General features: G+C 66.1%; 21 protein-coding genes. 15 read left to right on the top strand and 6 right to left on the bottom strand.

Annotated features, from left to right (window positions below):
* Positions 1–17 precede the first annotated feature (17 nt).
* Positions 18–695, bottom strand: a complete 678-nt coding sequence (locus tag AU187_RS22210; RefSeq protein WP_059167296.1) for a TetR/AcrR family transcriptional regulator — start codon at positions 693–695, stop codon at positions 18–20.
* A gap of 200 nt (positions 696–895) precedes the next feature.
* On the opposite strand from AU187_RS22210, the gene AU187_RS22205 reads away from it, so the two are divergent.
* From AU187_RS22205 to AU187_RS22190, 4 genes are read left to right on the top strand one after another with little or no spacing between them, the layout of a single operon-like run.
* Positions 896–1,303 (top strand): MmpS family transport accessory protein, encoded by a 408-nt coding sequence (locus tag AU187_RS22205; protein WP_502687786.1) that lies wholly within the window; start codon positions 896–898, stop codon positions 1,301–1,303.
* Entirely contained in the window at positions 1,300–4,212 is a 2,913-nt protein-coding gene (locus AU187_RS22200) for an MMPL/RND family transporter (RefSeq protein ID WP_059167294.1), read from the top strand. The genes AU187_RS22205 and AU187_RS22200 overlap by 4 nt, the downstream gene beginning before the upstream one ends.
* A gap of 9 nt (positions 4,213–4,221) precedes the next feature.
* Positions 4,222–5,616, top strand: coding sequence for a dihydrolipoyl dehydrogenase (lpdA, locus tag AU187_RS22195; RefSeq protein ID WP_059167293.1), 1,395 nt, complete (start codon positions 4,222–4,224; stop codon positions 5,614–5,616).
* Positions 5,613–5,882 carry a hypothetical protein gene (locus AU187_RS22190; protein ID WP_059167292.1) on the top strand — a complete coding sequence of 90 codons (270 nt, stop codon included), beginning with the start codon at positions 5,613–5,615 and terminating at the stop codon, positions 5,880–5,882. Before lpdA ends, AU187_RS22190 begins: the two co-directional genes overlap by 4 nt.
* 11 nt (positions 5,883–5,893) lie before the next feature.
* Here AU187_RS22190 and AU187_RS22185 read toward each other — a convergent pair whose 3' ends face one another.
* Complete coding sequence (locus tag AU187_RS22185) at positions 5,894–6,445, bottom strand: carboxymuconolactone decarboxylase family protein (protein WP_059099226.1); 552 nt, start codon at positions 6,443–6,445, stop codon at positions 5,894–5,896.
* A 10-nt stretch (positions 6,446–6,455) separates the two neighbouring features.
* Complete coding sequence (ramB, locus tag AU187_RS22180) at positions 6,456–7,883, bottom strand: acetate metabolism transcriptional regulator RamB (protein ID WP_059167291.1); 1,428 nt, start codon at positions 7,881–7,883, stop codon at positions 6,456–6,458.
* 125 nt (positions 7,884–8,008) lie between these two features.
* On the opposite strand from ramB, the gene AU187_RS22175 reads away from it, so the two are divergent.
* The 3 genes from AU187_RS22175 to AU187_RS22165 all read left to right on the top strand — a co-directional run bounded on the left by AU187_RS22175 (position 8,009) and on the right by AU187_RS22165 (position 11,378).
* A complete protein-coding gene (locus tag AU187_RS22175) occupies positions 8,009–8,785 on the top strand; it encodes an acyl-[acyl-carrier-protein] thioesterase (protein ID WP_059167332.1) in 777 nt (258 codons plus the stop codon).
* Between the two features lie 267 nt (positions 8,786–9,052).
* Positions 9,053–10,339: an isocitrate lyase gene (gene aceA, locus AU187_RS22170; RefSeq protein WP_059167290.1), complete on the top strand. Its 1,287-nt coding sequence runs from the start codon at positions 9,053–9,055 to the stop codon at positions 10,337–10,339.
* Between the two features lie 184 nt (positions 10,340–10,523).
* Entirely contained in the window at positions 10,524–11,378 is an 855-nt protein-coding gene (locus AU187_RS22165; protein WP_059167289.1) for a 3-hydroxybutyryl-CoA dehydrogenase, read from the top strand.
* Between the two features lie 68 nt (positions 11,379–11,446).
* On the opposite strand, the gene AU187_RS22160 is transcribed toward AU187_RS22165, so the two are convergent.
* The 3 genes from AU187_RS22160 to AU187_RS22150 form a co-directional block, all read right to left on the bottom strand.
* On the bottom strand, positions 11,447–12,286 hold the full coding sequence (locus AU187_RS22160; RefSeq protein ID WP_059167288.1) for a PDDEXK-like endonuclease domain-containing protein: 840 nt from the start codon (positions 12,284–12,286) through the stop codon (positions 11,447–11,449).
* Between the two features lie 115 nt (positions 12,287–12,401).
* The gene (locus AU187_RS22155; RefSeq protein ID WP_059099188.1) at positions 12,402–13,247 is read right to left on the bottom strand and encodes a polyphosphate kinase 2 family protein; all 846 of its coding nucleotides are present in this window, start codon (positions 13,245–13,247) and stop codon (positions 12,402–12,404) included.
* Positions 13,244–13,951: a TetR/AcrR family transcriptional regulator gene (locus AU187_RS22150; RefSeq protein WP_059099187.1), complete on the bottom strand. Its 708-nt coding sequence runs from the start codon at positions 13,949–13,951 to the stop codon at positions 13,244–13,246. Before AU187_RS22150 ends, AU187_RS22155 begins: the two co-directional genes overlap by 4 nt.
* A gap of 103 nt (positions 13,952–14,054) precedes the next feature.
* Between AU187_RS22150 and AU187_RS22145 the strand changes: the two genes are divergently transcribed.
* The 8 genes from AU187_RS22145 (at position 14,055) to AU187_RS22110 (ending at position 21,583) form a co-directional block, all read left to right on the top strand.
* A complete protein-coding gene (locus AU187_RS22145) occupies positions 14,055–15,392 on the top strand; it encodes a DUF445 domain-containing protein (RefSeq protein ID WP_082683960.1) in 1,338 nt (445 codons plus the stop codon).
* 90 nt (positions 15,393–15,482) lie between these two features.
* Positions 15,483–15,911: a helix-turn-helix domain-containing protein gene (locus AU187_RS22140; protein WP_059164893.1), complete on the top strand. Its 429-nt coding sequence runs from the start codon at positions 15,483–15,485 to the stop codon at positions 15,909–15,911.
* Positions 15,912–15,973: 62 nt separating this feature from the next.
* Positions 15,974–16,609, top strand: a complete 636-nt coding sequence (locus tag AU187_RS26235; RefSeq protein ID WP_059099185.1) for a hypothetical protein — start codon at positions 15,974–15,976, stop codon at positions 16,607–16,609.
* Positions 16,610–16,675: 66 nt separating this feature from the next.
* A complete protein-coding gene (locus AU187_RS22130; RefSeq protein WP_059099184.1) occupies positions 16,676–16,960 on the top strand; it encodes a DUF2516 family protein in 285 nt (94 codons plus the stop codon).
* Positions 16,960–17,388, top strand: coding sequence for a DUF2599 domain-containing protein (locus AU187_RS22125; RefSeq protein WP_082683961.1), 429 nt, complete (start codon positions 16,960–16,962; stop codon positions 17,386–17,388). The genes AU187_RS22130 and AU187_RS22125 overlap by 1 nt, the downstream gene beginning before the upstream one ends.
* Positions 17,388–18,080, top strand: a complete 693-nt coding sequence (gene deoC, locus AU187_RS22120) for a deoxyribose-phosphate aldolase (protein WP_059099183.1) — start codon at positions 17,388–17,390, stop codon at positions 18,078–18,080. Before AU187_RS22125 ends, deoC begins: the two co-directional genes overlap by 1 nt.
* A 360-nt stretch (positions 18,081–18,440) precedes the next feature.
* Complete coding sequence (locus AU187_RS22115; RefSeq protein ID WP_059099182.1) at positions 18,441–20,069, top strand: S53 family peptidase; 1,629 nt, start codon at positions 18,441–18,443, stop codon at positions 20,067–20,069.
* 41 nt (positions 20,070–20,110) lie between these two features.
* A complete protein-coding gene (locus tag AU187_RS22110) occupies positions 20,111–21,583 on the top strand; it encodes a PrsW family intramembrane metalloprotease (protein WP_156442399.1) in 1,473 nt (490 codons plus the stop codon).
* Positions 21,584–21,585 lie beyond the last annotated feature (2 nt).

The following is a 21,585-nucleotide window of genomic DNA, read 5'->3' as shown; positions in this document are numbered from 1 at the left end:
GCTCGCCGCGTAGTGACCTAGCGGCTGGCGGGCTCCCAGGTCCGCATCGCCGCGTCGAGGCCTTCGTCGTCCAGCGCCCTCACCGGCAACGGCTCGTTCTCAGCGTGAGAACGCATGCCGTCCAACAGGATACCGACGTAGCGTCGCCACAGATTCGTGTCGACGTGACCGGCGAACTCACTGACCATCCCGGCCAGCAGGCTGATGATCGGCATGTCCGTGGGGGAGATGTCCGAACGGAGGCGGCCGTCGATCTGCGCTCGCTCAACGAGTTTCGTGGCCACCGGGTGAAGGCGTCCTTGTGCTGCTATCACTCGGTCGCCGCCGTAGGTCTTGCTGAAGGCGATTTCGCGCAGGCCTCGATCGGTGGCGGTCATCTCGCACATGTGCTCGACAAACCACACGAAGCCCTCCCACGCGTCCTGATGTCGCAGCCCGGCTTCGGCCAATGCAGTGAGCTGGTCCAGGCCGTCGACGAACACCGCCTCGACGAGGTCGTCTTTGGTGGCGAACCGCCGGTACACCGTTCCCACACCCACGCCGGCGTGGTGCGCGACGTCATTGAGATTGGGCTCCAATCCTTTGGCCGCGAACAACTCCCGGGCGGCTTGCAGGACGCGATTGCGGTTGCGTTCGGCGTCCTTACGCAGCGGCCGGGGGCCCGGCCGCTGCGTGTGCGTCTCACCCGCATTCATCCGGCCGAGTGTAATGCGCAGCACATAAAAGCGGATTGACCTTGTCCGCTTCGTTCGTTAGCTTGTCTGACTAGCACCCCTTGAGATCGGGGTCGTCAACAACGCCGAAAGGCCAGCACTTTGACTGCCGTCGATCGATTCCGCGCACTACCCGTGCCGGCTGGTATGAAGTCGGGGGCGCGTCGGTGTTGAAGGTGATCATGCGCTTTTGGCTCCCCGTCATGATCGTGGTCGCCGTTTCTGCGGGCTATCTCGCGGTGTCGCATCTGCGGACGGTCTTCGGTGCCGAGCCCGTCCTGGTGACGCCGATCGGAGCGGACACCGCGGAGAAGTTCATTCCCAAGGTGGTGACCTACGAGGTCTTCGGTTCGGGAACTGCCGTGGTCAACTACCTGGATCTTGACGGCAAGCCGGTGCGCGCCGGAACCGTGAATCTGCCGTGGACGCTGACGTTGGAAACCACGGCGCCGTCGGTGGCGCCGAACGTCATCGCCCAAACCGACGGCCGGTCGATCGGCTGCCGGATCACCGTCGACGACGAGGTCAAGGATGAAAAGACGGCTTCGGGTGTGAACGCCCAGACCTTCTGTTTGGTGAAGTCCGCGTGAGCGCCCCAGTCGACGACGCGCCGACGGACGCCAACCCGATCGCCCGGCCGAAGCGGCCATGGCTTCCGCGGTTGATCCGGCTCTTCGCGCTGCCGATCATCGTGGGCTGGGTCGTCATCATCGGCTTCCTCAACACCGCGGTGCCCCAGCTGGAAGTGGTGGGCAAGCAACGCGCGGTCTCGATGAGTCCTCAGGACGCGCCGTCGATGATCGCGATGAAGCGCGTCGGCACCACGTTCGAGGAGTACGACACCAGCAGCTCGGTGATGGTGGTGCTCGAGGGCGAGGACAAGCTGGGCGCCGAAGCGCTCGAGTTCTACGAACAGATGGTCCGCGATCTGCGCGCCGACACCGACCACGTGCAGTACGTGCAGGACCTCTGGTCCGACTCATTCACCGCGGCGGGCGCGCAGAGCGTCGACGGGAAGGCCGCCTACACCCAGGTGTACATCGCCGGCGACCAGGGCGAGACCTTGGCCAACGAGTCGGTCCGCGCCGTTCGCGACATCGTCGTGAAACACCCGACGCCCCCGGGCGTCGAGGTGTACGTGACCGGTGCGGCGGCGACGACGACGGATCAGAACGCCGTCGGCGACAAGAGCATGCGGACGATCGAATTGCTCACTTTCGGCGTCATCGTCGTCATGCTGTTGGTGATCTACCGGTCCATCGCCACGACGCTGGTGCTGCTCAGCATGCTCGCAATGGGGTTGCTCGGCGCGCGCGGGTTGATCTCCTTTTTGGGCTTCCACAATGTCTTCGGCCTGACGACCTTCGCCACCAACCTGGTGGTCACCTTGACCATCGCCACGGCCGTCGACTACGGGATCTTCCTGGTCGGCCGATACCAGGAAGCACGCCGGTCCGGAGAGGACCGAGAATCGGCGTACTACACGATGTTTCACGGGACCGCCCACGTGGTGGCGGCGTCCGGGCTGACCATCGCGGGAGCCACCTTCTGCTTGAACTTCACCCGGTTGCCGTACTTCGAGAGCATGGGCTCGCCGATGGCCGTGGCGATGGTGTTCGGCATCGTGGTGGCGTTGACGTTCGGTCCCGCGCTGATCTCGGTGGTCAGTCGATTCGGCAATGTGCTGGAGCCAAGGGCCAAGTCGTCGACCCGGGCGTGGCGTCGGATCGGCACCTCGACCGTCCGCTGGCCCGGTGCGTTCATGGTGATCGCCCTCGCGGCATGCATGGTCGGCCTGCTGGCGCTGCCCGGCTATCACACGACCTACAACGACCGGCTGTTTCTGCCCGACGACATCTCGGCGAACGTCGGTTACGCGGCCGCGACCCGGCATTTCTCCGAGGCCAGGATGAACCCGGATGTGCTGATGGTCGAGACCGACCGCGATCTGCGAAATCCGGCGGGGTTCCTGGTCATCGACAAGATCGCGAAGGCCTTGTCGAGGGTCGAGGGAATCGCCCAGGTGCAGGCGATCACCCGGCCCGACGGCAAGCCGATCGAACATACGACGATCCCGTACATGATCGGCCAGCAAGGCGTCGGCCAGCTCATGTCCAACGACTACCAACAGGGCGTCATCGACAACATCTTGGCCCAGGCCGACGAGATGGCCCACACCATCGCCTCGATGGAGAAGATGAACTCGATCACCCGGGAGCTGTCCGTGGTGTCGCGGAGTATGGCCGACAAGATGGGCGACACGTCCCTGACTCTGCAGGAAGTGCGCGACAACCTGGCCGACTTCGATGACTTCTTCCGGCCCGTGCGCAACTACTTCTATTGGGAGCCGCACTGTTTCAACATCCCCATCTGCTGGTCGCTGCGTTCGATCTTCGACACCCTCGACGGCATGTCGACCATGTCCGACGACTTCCAGGACATGGTTCCTGACATCAACCGGATGGCCGACCTGACGCTGGAGATGACCGCGGTGATGCCGGGGATGATCCAGTCGATGAAGAACCAGCGCCAGATGATGCTGAACCAGTATCAGGTTCAGAAGGCGCAGCAGGACCAGACCATGGAACAGCAGGAAGACAGCGCGGCGATGGGTGAAGCGTTCGACGAAGCCCTCAACGATGACTCCTTTTACGTTCCGCCGGAAGCGTTCACCAACGCCGACTTCATCCGCGGTATGGATTTGATGATGTCACCCGACGGGCATGCCGTCCGGTTCACCATCATTCACCAGGGCGATCCGCTGACCGAGGAGGGCATCTCCCGCATCGAACCGCTGAAAAAGGCTGCGGCGGCGGCGATCAAGGGAACACCACTGGAGGGTTCGTTGGTCTACGTCGGCGGCGCCGCGGCGATGTTCGACGACATGCAGCAGGGCGCCGACTACGACTTGCTCATCGCGGTCACAGCGGCGCTGCTGTTGATCCTCGTCATCATGATGGTCATCACCCGAGCCTTGGTCGCCGCCTTGGTCATCGTGGGAACCGTGGCGTTGAGCCTGGGCACCGCATTCGGGATGTCGGTGGTGCTGTGGCAACACATCATTGGAATTCCCTTGCACTGGATGGTGCTGCCGATGGGCATCATCGTGCTGGTGGCAGTCGGCGCGGACTACAACCTGCTGCTGGTGTCGAGAATGAAAGAAGAAGTCCGCGCCGGGCTGCGCACCGGCACCATCCGGGCCATGGCCGGTAGCGGCCCCGTGGTCACCGCCGCCGGCCTGGTGTTCGCGTTCACCATGGCGACGATGGCAGTCAGCGACCTGATCGTCATCGGGCAGGTAGGCACGACGATCGCGTTGGGCTTGATCTTCGACACCTTCGTGATCAGAGGATTGATGACACCGTCGGTCGCGACCCTGCTCGGGCGATGGTTCTGGTGGCCCCTGCAGGTACGTCAGCGCCCGCGCCCGGCGCCGTGGCCCAAGCCGATCCAGCGCGATCCGCAGGACGTTGCTGGGCTGATCACCGACGCCCATTAGTGTGGGGGCGTGACCCACTATGACGTCGTCGTTCTCGGAGCAGGCCCCGGCGGATATGTCGCGGCCATTCGCGCTGCCCAGCTTGGACTGAACACCGCCATCGTCGAACCCAAGTACTGGGGCGGCGTCTGCCTCAACGTCGGCTGCATTCCGTCGAAGGCGCTGCTGCGCAACGCGGAACTCGCGCACATCTTCACCAAGGAGGCCAAGCAGTTCGGCATCAGCGGGGAGGCGACGTTCGACTACGGCGTGGCATTCGATCGCAGCCGCAAGGTCGCCGAGGGCCGGGTTGCGGGTGTGCACTACCTGATGAAGAAGAACAAGATCACCGAGATCCACGGGTACGGCAAGTTCAAGGACGACCACACGCTCGAAGTCGACCTGAACGAGCGCGACACCGAGATCGTCGAGTTCGACAACATCATCATCGCCACCGGCAGCAGCACCCGCCTGGTGCCCGGCACGTCGCTGTCGGAGAACGTGGTCACCTACGAAGAGCTCATCATGACGCGCGAGCTGCCGAAGTCCATCGTCATCGCCGGCGCAGGCGCGATCGGCATGGAGTTCGGCTACGTCCTGAAGAACTACGGCGTGGACGTGACGGTCGTCGAGTTCCTGCCCCGCGCGCTGCCCAACGAGGACGCCGAGGTTTCCAAGGAGATCGAGAAGCAGTTCAAGAAGCTGGGGGTCAAAGTCCTCACCGGCACCAAGGTGGAGTCGATCGACGACAGCGGCGGTGAAGTAACCGTCACGGTCAGCAAGGACGGCGACTCACAAGAGATCAAAGCCGAAAAGGTGCTGCAGGCAATCGGTTTCGCGCCCAACATCGAGGGCTATGGGTTGGACAACACCGGCGTCACCGTGACCGAGCGCAAGGCCATCGGCATCGACGACTACATGCGCACGAATGTGCCGCACATCTACGCGATCGGTGACGTCACCGGCAAACTCCAGCTGGCGCACGTCGCCGAGGCCCAGGGCGTCGTCGCCGCCGAAACCATCGCCGGGGCCGAAACCCTGCCGCTGGGGGACTACCGGATGCTGCCGCGTGCGACGTTCTGTCAGCCGCAGGTCGCCAGCTTCGGGCTCACCGAGGAGCAGGCCCGCGACGAGGGATACGACGTCAAGGTCGCGAAGTTCCCGTTCACCGCGAACGCCAAGGCACACGGCGCCGGCGACCCCAGCGGCTTCGTCAAGCTGATCGCCGACGCCAAGTACGGCGAGCTGATCGGCGGCCACCTGATCGGCCACGACGTCTCCGAACTGCTGCCGGAACTGACCCTGGCGCAGAAGTGGGACCTGACCGCGACCGAGTTGGCCCGCAACGTGCACACGCACCCGACCATGTCCGAGGCCCTGCAGGAGTGCTTCCACGGGCTGCTCGGCCACATGATCAACTTTTGAGAGCGATCTGGGTCGCCGGCATCGGCGGACTGGTGGTCGGCCACGTCCTGTGGCTGGCAGGCATTTCGCTTGCCACCGCAACGTCGGACGTCAGCACGTGGGTGCTGGTCGTGGCCGGGGTCTCGTTCGTCGGCGGCGCGGTCGCCGCGTGGCTGGGGCGGCGGTCTTATGAGCGCAAGGCCGAGGTGTGGGCCGCGTTCCTGTGGGGGCTGCCCGTCTCACCGGTGCTGCTGTCGCTGATCGTGCTCGGCATCACCTACCTCTAGCCGCGCGGCGGTCAGTCCGGAAAGTCCAGCGGCACTTTCAAAGTGGTGATCGTGGCGGCCAGCCCGTCGTACTGGGCGGCGAGCATGCAGAACTCGATCAGCTGCGCTCTGGTGAGGTGTCTGGCGAGCACCGCCCAGGTCTCTGCCGACACGCCCCGGGTGACGACGAACTCGTCAGTGGCGGTGATCAACGCACGCTGGCGGTCGGTCAGCCCCTCGGCGTCGGGTCCCTCGAAGATCTTCTTCTGCAGGTCCGGGCCGATGCCGCGGGTGCGGGCCAGCCGGCGATGCTGCTGCAGTTCGTATTCGCAGTCGCGCAGATGCCCGACGCGCAGGATCACGGTCTCGGCGTCGCGCACCGGCAGCTTGCTCAACAGGCCCAGCAGCAGCCCGCTGTAGGGCAGCCACGCCAGGAACAGAAGCCGGTGCTGTCCAAGCACATTGAACAGGCTGAACCGGGGCGCACGAATGGCGCGCGCGCCGAGCTTGGCGATGGCCCAGTTGAGGGGGCCGAGTTCTTTGATACCACCGGGCGCGATGCGTGCCGACTCGAGTTCGCTCACCACAGCGAGTTTAGGGCTGCTTGACCAGATAGGGCGAGACGGTGCTGCGGTGCTCGTCGATGTCGAGCGCACGCCCGAGTGCGGGGAAGGCGCGTTGCGGGCAGTTGTCCCGCTCGCAGACCCGGCAGCCCGCACCGATCGGCGTCGCCACCTCGCCGGAGAGGTCGAGCCCCTCCGAATAGACCAGCCGGTGCGCATGCCGCAGTTCGCAGCCCAGTCCGATCGCGAACGTCTTACTCGGCTGACCGTAGCGCTGCGCGCGGCGTTCGACCGTGCGCGCCACCCACATGTAGTTGCGGCCGTCGGGCATCTGTGCCACCTGCACCAGGATCTTGCCGGGATAGGCGAATGTCTCGTAGACGTTCCACAGCGGGCAGGTGCCTCCGCTGGACGAGAAGTGAAAACCGGTGGCGGACTGTCGTTTCGACATGTTGCCCGCACGGTCGACGCGGACGAATGACAGCGGCACCCCGCGCATCGAAGGCCGCTGCAGTGTCGAAAGCCGATGCGCGATGGTCTCATAGCTGACCGAATAGAACGCCGATAGCCGCTCGACGTCGTAACGGAAGTTCTCGGCGACATCGTGAAACTGCGCATACGGCAACACCATTGCGGCTGCGAAATAGTTGGCCAAGCCCAGTCGCGCCAACCGCGTCGACTCTTCGCTGGTGAACTTGCCCTCTTCGACGAGCTTGTCGATGAGGTCGCCGAACTCGAGATACCCCAACTCGGTGGCCATCTTGAACACGGTCTGCCCCGACGAGAGGTGATTGTTGATCTCCAGCGTCTTCGTCGTCGGGTCGTATCGGTGCAGGACCGTCTCGCCGAGGTCGGTGCGGCGCGAGATACGCACGCCGTGCACCATCGTCAGCCGGTCCGACAGCTGGCGGGCCAGCTCCGAGCGCTGCATCCGCATTCGGATCGTGAGGTCCTCAGCGGCGGTGTCGAGCTCATGCAGGTAGTTCTGCCGCTCGTAGAAGTAGTCGCGCACTTCCTCGTGCGGCATCGTGATCGACCCCGACCCCGAGCTGAAACCGCTGCCGACGGAGAACCGGTCCTCGGTGGCCGCCGCCAACTGCGTGGTGGTCAGCTGATAGCGGCGGTGCAGGGCGACCATCGCGCGGGCCACGTTCGGATGTGCGGCCACCAGATCCGCGATCTCGCCCAGGTCGACGTCGACGTCGAGGTCCCGGTCCAGCGTGACCTCGCGCAGCTCCGCGACCAGCCGGGTGTCGTCCTGCGAGGCGAAGAACGTGGCGTCGACGCCGAACACCTCGGTGATGCGCAGGAGTACCGCCACGGTCAGCGGCCGCACGTCGTGCTCGATCTGGTTGAGGTAGCTCGGCGAGATGTCCAGCATCTGCGCCAAGGCAGCCTGGCTGAATCCGCGCTCTCCGCGAAGTTGTCGAACGCGGGCGCCGACAAACGTTTTCGCCACGTCAACCAGCGTAGCAACGTTGCAAAGACAACCTTCGCATTGTTGGCAGATCGGGTGCTGTGGCAGGATCGGCCTTCGTGAGCACCAAGCTTGGCCCCGGGGCGGGACAGGGTCTGGCGAAGGCCATGATGCCCGTCCCTGACCCGCACCCCGACGTGTTCGACATCGAGTGGCCGCTGCGGGTCGCCGACGTGGATCGGCAGGGCCGGCTCAAGTTCGACGCGGCCACGCGACACATCCAGGACATCGGTTCGGACCAGTTGCGTGAGATGGGATTTCAGGAGACCCACCCGTTGTGGATCGTGCGCCGCACGATGATCGACATGATCCGCCCGATCGAGTTCCAGGACATGCTCCGGCTGCGCCGTTGGTGTTCGGGCACGTCGAACCGGTGGTGCGAGATGCGGGTCCGCATCGATGGGCGCAAAGGCGGGCTCATCGAATCCGTAGCCTTCTGGATCAACATCAACCGGGAGACCCAGGGGCCGGCGCGCATCTCCGACGACTTCCTCGAGGGGCTGCGCCGCACGACGGACGTCGACCGGCTGCGGTGGAAGGCGTACCTGTCGGCGGGCAGCCGCGAGGACGCCGACGAGATCACCGACTACCCGATCCGGGTCAGCGACATCGACATCTTCGACCACATGAACAACTCGGTCTATTGGTCGGTCGTCGAGGACTACCTCCACCATCACCCGGAGCTGACGCGCTATCCGCTGCGCGTGGCGATCGAGCACGATGCGGCCGTCGCGCTGGGCGACAAGATGGAGATTCTCAGCCACGTCCACCCGCCGGGGTCGACGGAGGAATTCGGTCCGGAGCTGACCGACCGCACTGTTACAACGCTCACATACGCGGTCGGCGAAGAGGCGAAAGCGGTCGCCTGCATCTTCACGCTTTGATGATCAACGGGTTAACAGTACGGGCGTACTGACCTGCGGAAATCCACTACTCGCCGGTAACTTCTGAACCGGTTAAGGTAACGACAGCCTTCGCAAACTTTGCAAGATTTCGGTAGCCCTTGGCGAAACTTGGCACACGAAATGGCTGGACCTGCGCTAACAGTGTGAGGCATCCTCGTATCAGCGGAACGGTAAGGCCGTTTAGGCGTTAACAAGCCGGGTATTCCGGCGGCGCCGCAGCGAAGTGAACAGATTCGAAGGAGCACCATGTCAAGCGTTGGCAAGCCGAAGAGCGCCGAGGAGATCCAGAAGGACTGGGACACCAACCCGCGCTGGAAGAACGTCACCCGCGAGTACTCCGCTGCGGACGTCGTTGCGCTGCAGGGCAGCGTCGTCGAGGAGTCCACGCTGGCCCGCCGCGGCGCCGAGGTGCTGTGGAACCAGCTGCACGACATGGAGTTCGTCAACGCGCTCGGTGCGCTGACCGGCAACATGGCCGTCCAGCAGGTGCGCGCCGGCCTTAAGGCCATCTACCTGTCGGGTTGGCAGGTCGCCGGTGACGCGAACCTGTCCGGGCACACCTACCCGGACCAGAGCCTGTACCCGGCGAACTCGGTGCCGCAGGTGGTGCGTCGCATCAACAACGCGCTGCTGCGCGCCGACGAGATCGCCAAGGTCGAGGGCGACACCTCGGTCGAGAACTGGCTGGTGCCGATCGTCGCCGACGGTGAGGCCGGCTTCGGTGGTGCGCTCAACGTCTACGAGCTGCAGAAGGCGATGATCGCGGCCGGTGTCGCGGGCTCGCACTGGGAGGATCAGCTCGCGTCGGAGAAGAAGTGCGGTCACCTCGGTGGCAAGGTGCTGATCCCGACCCAGCAGCACATCCGCACCCTGACCTCGGCTCGCCTGGCCGCCGACGTGGCCGACGTGCCGACCGTCGTCATCGCGCGCACCGACGCCGAGGCGGCCACCTTGATCACCTCCGACGTCGACGAGCGCGACCAGCCGTTCATCACCGGTGAGCGCACCAAGGAGGGCTTCTACCGCGTGAAGAACGGCATCGAGCCGTGCATCGCGCGCGCCAAGGCCTACGCGCCGTATTCCGACCTGATCTGGATGGAGACCGGCACCCCGGACCTGGAGCTGGCCAAGAAGTTCGCCGAGGGCGTGCAGGCCGAGTTCCCCGACCAGATGCTGGCCTACAACTGCTCGCCGTCGTTCAACTGGAAGAAGCACCTCGACGACGCGACGATCGCGAAGTTCCAGAAGGAGCTCGGCGCGATGGGCTTCAAATTCCAGTTCATCACGCTGGCCGGCTTCCACGCCCTGAACTACTCGATGTTCGATCTGGCCTACGGCTACGCCCGCAACCAGATGACCGCGTACGTCGAGCTGCAGGAGCGTGAATTCGCCGCCGAGGAGCGGGGTTACACCGCGACCAAGCACCAGCGCGAGGTCGGCGCCGGCTACTTCGACCGGATCGCCACCACCGTCGACCCCAACTCGTCGACGACCGCGCTGGCGGGTTCGACCGAAGAGGGTCAGTTCCACTGACGATGCGCGGCCCCCGGGGCCGCGAGGAGGAAGTGGAACCGACAAGCCAGTTCCACTGACGATGCGCGGCCCCCGGGCCGCGAGGAGGAAGTGGAACCGACAAGCCGGAGCCACTAAGCCCATGGTTCGTGCCATCAGGCCCCGTCCTTATATTGGGCGGGGCCTGATGCTGTGAGGAGAAGTCGTGAGCATTGAACGAGTGGGCGTCGTCGGCGCCGGTCAGATGGGCGGCGGTATCGCCGAGGTGTGCGCGAAGGCGGGCGCTGATGTGGTCGTCTATGAGCCTTCCGAGGAACTGGTGCAAGCCGGCCGCAAGCGCATCACCGGATCGCTGGAGCGGGCGGCCAGCAAGGGCAAGCTCTCCGAGAGCGATCGGGACGCGGCGCTGGCGCGGTTGAAGTTCAGCACATCGCTCGCCGACATGGCGGACCGTCAGCTCGTCATCGAGGCCGTCGTCGAGGACGAGGCGGTCAAGGGCAAGATCTTCGCAGAACTCGATGAGATCGTCACCGATCCGGACGCCGTGCTGGCGTCGAACACGTCGAGCATCCCGATCATGAAAATCGCTGCGGCGACGAAGAATCCGAGCCGTGTGCTGGGGCTGCACTTCTTCAACCCGGTACCGGTGCTGCCGCTGGTCGAACTGGTCAACACGCTGGTCACCTCGGATGGTGCGCTGCAGCGGACGGCCGCGTTCGCGAGCGAGACGCTGGGCAAAAAGGTCGTGCGGTGTTCTGACCGTTCGGGTTTCGTGGTCAACGCGCTACTGGTGCCATATCTGTTGTCGGCGATCCGGATGGTCGAGGCGGGTGTCGCGACGGTCGAGGACGTCGACACGGCGATAGTGGCGGGGCTGTCGCACCCGATGGGCCCCCTGCGGCTTTCCGACCTCATCGGGCTCGACACGATGAAGTTGATCGCCGACTCGATGTACGACGAGTACAAGGATCCGCACTACGCGCCGCCGTCGCTGCTGCTGCGGATGGTCGAGGCGGGCCAACTCGGCAAGAAATCCGGCCAGGGCTTCTACGCCTATTAGCCGCCGAGTGTACGGCCCACGTACGTCTTCGGCGCTTTTCCGTACCTGGAGCGTGCACTCGGCGAGGGTTAGCCACAGCCGGCCCGCTCCCGTGCTCGTTTGACCCGTGCAACGATGCGGTCTTGCTCGTAACGCAATTGTCGTGAGCTCACCCGCACGATCGACCAGCGCTGGCTCGCCAGGAATTCGAGGCGTTCGATGTCGGCGGCGTAGTCTTCGGGGTTCGTAAAGTGCCGTTCCCCGTCGTACTCCACGCCTACCAGGCAATCCGGCCACCCCATGTCGATACGCCGGCGCCCCACCGGAATCTGGGTGACCGGCCGCGGCAGGCCCGCCCGAACGAGTAGCAGCCGAAGCCGCGTCTCCTGAGGTGATTCGGCGCCACCGTCGACGAGGTCCAGCGCGGCGCGCAGGCTGCGAATACCGCGCGCGCCGGGGTAACGCTCGGCGATGGCCTCCACTCCCGCGGGTTTGGCCAAGGTCGCGTTCAGCAGTGCGTCGATGCGAATAATGGCGGTGTCCAGCGGGAGTCGACGGCCCAGGTCGAAGGCCGTGCGTTCAGGCGTGGTGCACGCGAAGCCGTCCAGGTACTCGATTTCGTCGTCCGCGAGCGCGTCGCTGCGGACGACGATGCCGTCGGTCGCGGGCCGGCGCGTGTGGGCGATCTCGACCGGCGCATCCTCAGGAATCCACTGGCTGCCGAGGATCGCGGCAGCCGAATGCGCGACGAGTATGGCCCGTCGACCCGACCAGAGCCATGCTGCGTAGGCCCGATCGCGTGGGGTCAGCGTCAGGCCCGTGGGCGCGTACACGTCGCGGTGCAGCCTCACGTATCGACGGGCAAGCCCGCGCCGCGTCACCGCACCCGACGCCAGCGCTTCTGAGCCGAGGAAGACGTCGCAGCGCACCTGTCAATCGTCGTGCCTCGCAGACCACCTCGAGCGCACCAAATTTTTGTCGCCGAGCGCACGGCCCACGTACATCTTTTGCGCTTTTCCGTACCTGGAGCGTGCGCTCGGCGGGCTAGGAGTCGAGCAGCCGCTTGCGTTCGGCCTTGATGTCGAAATCCGCCGCTGGATAAGACAAGTCGAGGCCTTCGAGGGCCTGAATCAGCAATTCGGTGACGGCGAGGCGGCTGTACCACCTGCGGTTGCACGGCACGACGTGCCAGGGTGCGTAATCCGTCGACGTACGATCGAGCACCGCTTGATAGGCCTCCTGGTACTGGGGCCACTTGCCGCGTTCGTCGACATCGCCGGGGTTGTACTTCCAGTATTTCGTCGGGTCGTCGAGGCGCTCGAGCAACTGCTTCTTCTGCTCGTCGAGCGAGATGAACATCGCGACCTTCACCAGAGTCGTTCCGCCGTCGACGAGTTCACGCTCGAACGCATTGATCTCGTCGTAGCGCGCACCCCACACTTCGGGCGGCACCAGATTGTGCACCCGCACGATGAGCACGTCCTCGTAGTGCGACCGGTCGAACACGCCGATGTGTCCGGGCGGCGGCAGCGCACGCCGGATGCGCCACAGGAAGTCATGCTCGAGTTCTTCCGGTGTCGGCTTGCCGAACGCGGTGTAGCGCACGCCCATCGGATTCACCGCCCCGACAACGTGTTTGACGATACCGCCCTTGCCCGCGGCGTCCATGCCCTGGAGCACCAGCAACACCGAGCGGGAGTCTTCGGCTGCCTTCCAGTTCGCGTAGAGCATCTCCTGCAGCTCGGCCAACCGTGCGCTGCGATCGGACTGCACCGCCGCCCCATCGCTTTTCGACCCGCTGAACCCCGGCGTGGCCTCGGGATCGATGTCGGCCACCTTGTCGCCTGCGCGAAACCTCAGCGCTTCGGCGATCTCGGAAGTGGAGGTCACTGATTGGCCCGCGGGGGCGGCAGCACCGGCGACGGGTGAGGCTGCTGGCGGAATCGCTGCAGCGATCCGCCCACTTCGACGATGCCGCACAACGCATTCCACGACAGCATGGTGAGGTAGTCGATCAGTTCATCAGAACTCATCCGCGGGTTCGACATCCACGAGTGCGTGGCCAGCTGCACACCGCCGACCGTGTGATAGGCCCACGGCTCGATGCCGCCGGTCTCCATGCCCGCCTCCACCATCCGACGCCGCAGCATGACCGCCAGCATGCGCGCGATGATGTTCTCGGATGTCGCGACCGCTTGGTTCTTGCTCGCCGAGTTGTTCGCCATCACGAACTGGTAAGGCTCCGGCTCGGCGGCCACCGTCTCGACGTAAACCCGGATGATCTCGCGGGTGAGCGCGAAACCGTCCAGGTTCGACGACAGCGCGGCGGCCATGTTCGGGATCAGCGTGGTCTGCGCGAACCGCATCATCACCGCGGTCGTGAGGTCGTTCTTGTCGACGAAATAGCGGTACAGCACCGTCTTCGAGACACCGATCTCGGCGGCGATCTCGTCCATGCTGACATTGCTGCCGCGGCGCCGGATAGCCTCCAGCGTGCCATCCACCAGCTCGTTGCGGCGTTCCACTTTGTGCTGGTGCCATCGCCGCTTGCGGCCGTCCGTCTTGACCGCGATCGCTTCGGTCTGCTGTGCCACTTTCCTCGTGATCCGTTCGTCGTCTCTCCGATAGTACGGCCGATCTTGACAGCGCGGGTTGTCGGTCCGGAGCCTCACCCACGTCGTAGCGGATGATGGAGGGGTGGCACACAGACCGAGCGCCGGCGGACGCGCCGTGGCGGCTCCGCCCGCACCGCGGGCCAGCTTCGCCGAGTCGTTAGCCGGGGCCGACGCAGCCGCAGACGCCGAGCGGCGCCGCGGGCTGCGACGGATGAAGGTCGTCGCGCTGAGCTTCCTCGTCGGGGCCACCGTCATCTTCCTGCTCTGCACGTGGGCGCAGTCGATGGGCGCGCCCGGCTGGGTGGGTTACGTGCGCGCCGCCGCCGAGGCCGGCATGGTGGGCGCGCTGGCGGACTGGTTCGCGGTGACCGCACTGTTCAAGCACCCGCTGGGCATCCCGATCCCGCACACCGCGATCATCAAGCGCAAGAAGGACCAGCTCGGCGAGGGCCTCGGCACGTTCGTCCGGGAGAACTTCCTGTCCCCGGAGGTGGTCTCGACGAAACTGCGCGACGCCGAGGTGGCGGGCCGGCTCGGAAAGTGGCTTTCCGATCGCGCGCACGCCGAGCGGGTCGCGGCAGAGACCGCCACCGTGCTGCGTGTCCTCGTGGAAATGCTGCGCGACGAGGATGTGCAGCACGTGCTCGACCGGATGATCGTCAAGCGTCTCGCCGAGCCGCAGTGGGGTCCGCCCGTCGGTCGCGTCCTGGCCACGCTGCTCGAGGAACGTCGTCAGGAAGCCCTGCTGCAGCTGCTCGCCGACCGCGCGTTCCAGTGGTCGCTGAATGCCGGGCCCGTCATCGAGCGGGTGATCGAACGCGATTCGCCGACCTGGTCGCCGCGCTGGGTCGACCACCTCGTCGGCGACCGCATCCACCGCGAGCTGATGGACTTCACCGACAAGGTGCGCCGCAATCCCGACCACGAACTGCGCCGCTCGGCCACCCGGTTCCTGTTCGAGTTCGCCGACGATCTGCAGCACGACGAGGCCACGATCCAGCGCGCCGAGAACGTCAAGGAACAGATCATGGGCCGCGACGAGGTCGCCAGGGCCGCCGAGACCGCGTGGACGGCGGCCAAGCGCATCATCCTCGAGTCGGTCGACGACCCGTCGTCAGCGCTGCGCATCCGGATCGCGGACTCGGTCATCCACATCGGGGAGTCGCTGCGCGACGACGCCGATCTGCGCGACAAGGTCGACAACTGGATCATCCGGGCGGCCCAGCACCTGGTCGCCGAGTACGGCGTCGAGATCACCGCGATCATCACCGAAACCATCGAGCGGTGGGACGCCGAGGAGGCCAGTCGGCGCATCGAACTTCATGTCGGCCGGGACTTGCAATTCATCCGGATCAACGGCACCGTGGTGGGCTCATTGGCGGGGCTGGTCATCTATTCGATAGCCCAACTACTATTCTGACCTGCGCTAACTAGTGCTTGCAAAAGTTAGCACCCCGTCGTACGGTAATGGTGTCGTTTTTTGGATACCCGTTGCACGAGGGGGCCACGTATGTCGCAGGATGACAAACTTGCCGTCGTTGTGTCCAACGCTGCGCAGACCGCCGCACAGGACATCGGCACGTTCATCCGCACGCAGCGTGAGGCCGCTCAGGTATCCGTACGACAGTTGGCCGAGAAGGCCGGCGTCAGCAATCCCTACCTCAGCCAGATCGAGCGGGGATTGCGCAAACCCTCCGCGGATGTGCTCAATCAGATCGCCAAGGCGCTGCGAGTGTCCGCGGAGGTGCTGTATGTGAGGGCCGGGATTCTCGAGCCCAGCGAGACGAGCGAGGTCCGCGACGCCATCGTCAACGACACCGCGATCACCGAGCGGCAGAAGCAGGTGCTGCTCGACATCTACACATCGTTTCGTCAGCAGAACGAGTCCGAAGTTGCCGCCATCGGCAACGAAACAGAAGAGGAGTCGGCGACTGACTAGAGACTTCTTCGACTGACCAACCGACAGACACCAACGACATACCTCGAAAGGAAACGAGCACCATGGCAAAGAACACCCCGGCCAAGAACCAGCCGACCGTTGAGGACCTGAAGGCCCCGCTGCTCGCGGCGGTCGGCGCGGCCGATCTGGCACTCGAGCGGGTCAACGAGATCGTCGCGACGCTCCGTGAGCGCGCCGACGACGCCCGCTCCGACTCCCGCACCCGCGTGGAGGAGACCCGTGCGCGGATCGACCGGCTGCAGGAGGACCTGCCGACGCAGTTCGGTGAGCTGCGCGAGCGGTTGAGCGCCGAGGAACTGCGCAAGTTCGCCGAGAGCTACGCCGACGCCGCGCAGAGCACGTACAACCGGCTCATCGAGCGTGGCGAGGCCGCCATCGAGCGGCTGCGCAGCCAGCCCGGTTTCAGCGAGGCCGCAGGCCGTGTCGAGGGCTACACCGACCAGGCCGTCGAGCTGACGCAGGAGGCGCTGGGCAACGTGGCCGCGCAGACCCGCGCCGTGGGTGAGCGCGCCGCCAAGCTGGTCGGCGTCGAGCTGCCGAAGAAGGCCGAGAAGGGCGCCGCGCCGGCGAAGAGCGCCGCCAAGAAGGCCCCGGCCAAGAAGGCTCCGGCGAAGAAAGCCCCGGCCAAGAAGGCTCCGGCCAAGAAGGCTGCGGCCAAGAAGGTCACCCAGAAGTAGCACTCGGCAGCGGGTCTGACGGCCCAAAGTCGACCAAGGGGACGTAACCCGCTTAGTCTTGAGAGCGTGCAGCTCCAAGGCTTGGTGGGTTACGTCCTCTTCATTTTGCAGATCGCCGTGCTCGTGACGACCGTGTACGCGTTCGTCCACGCGGCGATCCAGCGGCCGGACGCCTACACGGCCGCCGACAAACTGACCAAGCCGGTCTGGCTGGTGATCCTCGGGGTCGCCGGATTGCTGGCCTTGGTGCTCGGCTCCGTACTGGGCCCCGCCATCGCCGCCGTCGCGGCCGGTGTCTATCTGGTCGACGTGCGGCCCAAACTCCTGGAGATCCAGGGGAAGTCGCGGTAGTGCGCGGCGTCGTCGCGGTCAGCCTGCGGGCGGCCGCAGTGACCGCTGGCGTCCTCGTGCCTCTGCTCACCGCCGCAGTGGCGTCGGCCAACCCCGTGCCTCCCGCGCCGCCGTATGTCGACCATGTCGAATGGGCCAAGTGGGGCGATTTGTCCAGTCTGCGGGTGTATCCGACCCCGGCCGCCCGCCAGGCGTCCGGACCGGCCACGCCCGAGCAGGGCGAAGCGGCATGGGCCCAGGTGCTCGCGCTTTCGCCCGACGCGGACTTCCCCGGGATGAAGCCGCAGTTCATCTGCCACTGGGAATTCGCCGAGCGCTACAGTCCCGGCAAGACCAGTTGGAACCTCGAGCCATGGCGACCCGAGGTCCCCTACGAGGACATGGTGCGGGCCGGCTGCAACCCCGGCGGCACCGAAGAACCGTTCTAGTGGCCAAGAGCTACCGCCGGGACGAGGTCGCCGCGCTGGTCGACCACACGCTGCTCAAACCCGAGGCCACCGAGGCCGACATCCTCGCGCTCGCGGACGAGGCCGCGGCCCTCGGGACGTACGCGATCTGTGTGTCTCCGCCGATGACTGCGGTCGCCCGCAGGGCTGCGTCGTCGGCGCAGGTGATCTGCGCGGTGGTGGGCTTTCCATCCGGCAAGCATCGATCGGTGATCAAGGCCGAGGAGGCGCGGCTCGCCGTCGACGACGGAGCCGGCGAGATCGACATGGTGATCGACGTGGGCGCCGCGCTACACGGGGACTTCGAGGCGGTGCGCGCCGACGTCGGCGCGGTGCGGTCGGCGATCGGTGACCGCGCGCGGCTGAAGGTGATCGTCGAATCCGCCGCGCTGCTGCTGCTCGGGGATGCGCACACGTTGCTGACGACGTGCCGGGCCGCGGCGGACGCGGGGGCCGATTTCGTCAAGACCTCCACCGGCTTTCACCCCGCTGGCGGCGCATCGGTGCGGGCCGTCGAACTGATGGCCGGCGTTGGGCCGCAGGTCAAGGCCAGCGGTGGGATCCGGACGGCAGCCGACGCGATCGCGATGCTCGACGCGGGCGCCAGCCGGTTGGGCCTCTCCGGCACCAGGGCGGTCCTGGACGGCCTGCCGGGAACCGACCGCGAGCGCTGATTCACGTGCCGTTGACAAATTTGCTGTAGTCTGACGGTCGTCTTCGCGCGGATGTGTTGTCAGTACGCTTGCGCACGTGAAACCCCGGATAGGATCCGATCATGATCGCTCATAACGGTTTGCTTCGTCGAGTTCCGGCCGTTGCGTGTTTGGCCGCGGTGCTCGTGACGGGTGCGTTCACCGCCGGCTGCGCCCAGGAAGAGGAGCAGGCGCCGGAGACGACGACCACCACGACAATTACCACGCCAACGACCACGCCAACGACTCCGACGCCGACCACGGCGCCGCCCCCCGCGACGCCGACGGAGAAAGCTCCGCGCATCGACCCGGATCAGCCGAACCCCTTCTCGCCCACGGTCCATGCACCTCCGGCTCCCGGCCCGACGCCCGGTCGGCATCGCGGTCCCCACGGCCAGTAAGCGGCGCACCTCAGCGCTTCTTGCAGCCGCGCTGCTGATCGCCGCTTCAGCGGCCTGTTCGTCGCAGGCCCCGGCGCTGATCGCCGGTCCTTATGCGGCGCTGCTGGCCAACTCGACCGATCTGGGTCCCTCGCGCAGCGCTGACGCCCAGATCACCGTCACGCTGGACGCGGTAGGCCGACCCCATGCGCTGATCGACTGGAGCCAGGCCCGCAACCTGTCGGTGCGATGGCGGCCGAGCGACGAATGGGCGATCGTCGAGGGCGCCGCCGCGGACCTCGGGCGGGCGTTCGGAGTGCCGGTGCACGACTACCGCGCCCCGGCGGGAAAATTGTTCTACGCATCGCCGGCGCAACCTGCGGTGCCGCCGGCATTGCATGGCGTCGTGACGGCGGTCGGCCGAATCATGAGCTACACCCCGCACCACACCAAAGCGCCCGGCTTCCTTCCGTTGGATGTGCCCGCAGGTGGATTACCGCCGGCGGGGCTGCTGTCGGCGTACAACGCGACGCCGCTCGTCGACGCCGGGTTCAGCGGTGAGGGCGCGACGATCGTGTTCTTCACGTTCGACAGCGCCGCGCAGAACGACCTCGACCTGTTCGCCGACACCTTCGGTCTGCCCCGGTTCACCCCTGAGATCGTCGGAGGGAAGCCCACCGAGATGCGCGGTGAGGCCGCGATGGATTTGCAAGTGGCGCATGCCATTGCGCCCGACGCGCGGCTGGTCGTCGTCAACGCGCTACCGACGGTCGAGGGCGACGGCGCGTACGAGAAGCTCGGGAAACTGTTCGAGTCGGTGGACCGGGACTATCCCGGCGCGGTGTGGAGTCTGTCTATCGGATGGGGATGCGAAGCGTTCGTCAGCGCGGCCGATCTCGCGCCGGTGGCGGCGGCGTTGGCCGCTGCGCAGCGGCGCGGCACCTCGGCGTTCGACGCCAGCGGGGACACGGCGGGGCTGGAATGTAAAGGCGGCGAACGGTGGTCGGCCCCGCCAGGACCGGACGACGTCGGCGTCGACGCGGTCGCGTCCTTGCCGACGATGACGTCGGTCGGCGGCACCACGCTGTCGACGGGCACCCGCGGACAGTGGCTGGGCGAAGACGCCTGGGTGGATTCTCCGCTGACGCAAGGCAGTAGCGGCGGAGTGTCCAAGTTGTTCGACCGCCCGCAGTGGCAGAACCGGTTGTCGGTGGAGCGCGACACCGAGCGGCGGCGCCTGGTCCCCGACGTCTCGGCGGTCGCCGATCCGTTCACCGGCGTGCGGTTCATCTTCGGCCAGCGCGAGGTGATCGGCGGCGGCACTTCGCAAGCGGCACCGATCTGGGCGGCGCTGACCGTGCTGATGAACCAGTACCTGGTGGCCAACGGTGGACGCCCGCTGGGCAATCTCAATCCGTTGCTCTACCGGGCGGCCGAGGGTTCGAGCCGGCCCGGCTTCCGCGACGTACGTCGAGGCGGCAACGCCGTCGATCTGTCCCTGCCGGGCTATGACCTGGTGACCGGTCTGGGCACACCCGACACATTCAACCTCGCCCGCAACCTTCTCGACCTGCAGAGGACGTCGCGGTGACGAAGGCCTCGACACGGCGCCGCCGAGGGTGGCGAGATCCGTTGACCAGCGCGCTGTTTCCGCATCTGGCGCCGCCTTCGCGGGTGCCGTTCGCGGCGGCGCTTGCGGTGTTGTCGGCGGTGCTGGTCGGGTTCGCACTGTTGCGATGGCAGGCGCCGATGATCGCCGTCGCCGCGGTCGGCGTGGCGCTGGTGTTCGTGGTCTACCTGCGTGAGGCGGGTGTGCGCGACGATGTGTCCGCTCGTCTGCTGGCGTCGACCGCAGTGCTGGCGGCGGTGCTCGGGATCGGCTGGGCGTTGGCGACGGGAACGGTGGTCGCCCAATCTCAAGATGTCGCGCTCGCGGCGAGGGGGCCACATCTGGATCACGGGTTGGTGGGCGTCGGAATACCGCTGGGCAGCGCGGTTCTCATGTTGATTCCGCCGGTGATCGTGGGGTTCCGGCGTCCGGCGAGGCCGCTGGACGGCTACGCCGTCGGCGCGTTGAGCGCTGTCGTGTTCACGTCCGCGGCGACGCTGGTCCGGCTGTTTCCGCAGTTCGCGACCGGCGTGACGGCCGATGACCGGTCGGTTTATTCGCTGCTGTTGCAGGCCGGGATGCGAGGCGTCGCACTGCCGGTGACGGCCGCCGCCCTGGGCGGTCTGGTGGGAATCGCGCTGTGGACGGGTCGAGTGCGGGCGATCGTCGCGAGTGTGACTGTGACGCTTGCTCTTTACGCGGTCATGGGAGTGGTGGACTTCACGCCGGTGCCCGGCGGCCTGCAGCTGGCCGTATACGCCGCGGTGGCCGTGCTGGCATTGTCCGCGCTGCGCATCGGACAACAGGTTGCGATGGAGCCGGATCGGACGGGCCGCGACGGCCGGGCGAGGCGGACGCGGGTGCTGGGTTCACTCGCCGTCGGCGTCGCTGTCGCGATCGTCGCGGGTGTTGCCGCGGCAGTGTTGACCACTCCGGCGGTGGCCAAGGTCGTCTGCCCACCGGACTGCGGGCGGCCACCGATCGGCGAGCCCGTCGAATCGAACCCGCGGTTCTTCGCCGACGGCGAAGCGTTCTCGGTCCAGTATCCGGGCCCCGGTAGCGCATACGAGGTGACGTTCGACTCCGACGGTGTCGTCCTGGAGTTCACCGGCGGGGACACAGGCACCCTGGAGTTGTTCGGGTTGCCCGCGGGCAACCGGACGCCCAAACAGATCGCCGAGGATCTGATTGACAAGTATTACCCGGACGCCACAACGGATTACGAGATCCCGAACGCGATGGTCGGCTACCGGCTGGGCTACGGCGTCGTCGCCGACGACTATCCCCAGGACGCGAACAGCAGCTTCAGCCGGCTTCGGCTGATCGTGATGGTCGCGGTGCACGACGACTACGCGCTGGTGGCGTCCGCGATCGGCCCGTACCGGAAGTTCAGCCCTGACTTCGGCCCCGGCCATCCCTCCGGTGCGAATCTGCAGCTGGCGATGGATATGGGCAGATACGTCAACAGTTTCCGGTGGGGCGGGGTTACCGACTGACG

It is taken from the genome of Mycobacterium sp. IS-1556 (assembly GCF_001499985.1).
In the GTDB taxonomy this organism is placed as follows: Bacteria; Actinomycetota; Actinomycetes; order Mycobacteriales; family Mycobacteriaceae; genus Mycobacterium.
This window is presented reverse-complemented; position numbering and strand designations above follow the sequence as displayed.

Coding starts and splice junctions, on each gene's coding strand:
- AU187_RS22210 (WP_059167296.1), bottom strand. CDS start 695: ATGAATGCGGGTGAGACGCACACGCAGCGGCCGGGCCCCCGGCCGCTG.
- AU187_RS22140 (WP_059164893.1), top strand. CDS start 15,483: ATGTCGCAGGATGACAAACTTGCCGTCGTTGTGTCCAACGCTGCGCAG.
- AU187_RS26235 (WP_059099185.1), top strand. CDS start 15,974: ATGGCAAAGAACACCCCGGCCAAGAACCAGCCGACCGTTGAGGACCTG.
- aceA (WP_059167290.1), top strand. CDS start 9,053: ATGTCAAGCGTTGGCAAGCCGAAGAGCGCCGAGGAGATCCAGAAGGAC.
- AU187_RS22115 (WP_059099182.1), top strand. CDS start 18,441: ATGCACCTCCGGCTCCCGGCCCGACGCCCGGTCGGCATCGCGGTCCCC.
- AU187_RS22175 (WP_059167332.1), top strand. CDS start 8,009: ATGATGCCCGTCCCTGACCCGCACCCCGACGTGTTCGACATCGAGTGG.
- AU187_RS22205 (WP_502687786.1), top strand. CDS start 896: ATGCGCTTTTGGCTCCCCGTCATGATCGTGGTCGCCGTTTCTGCGGGC.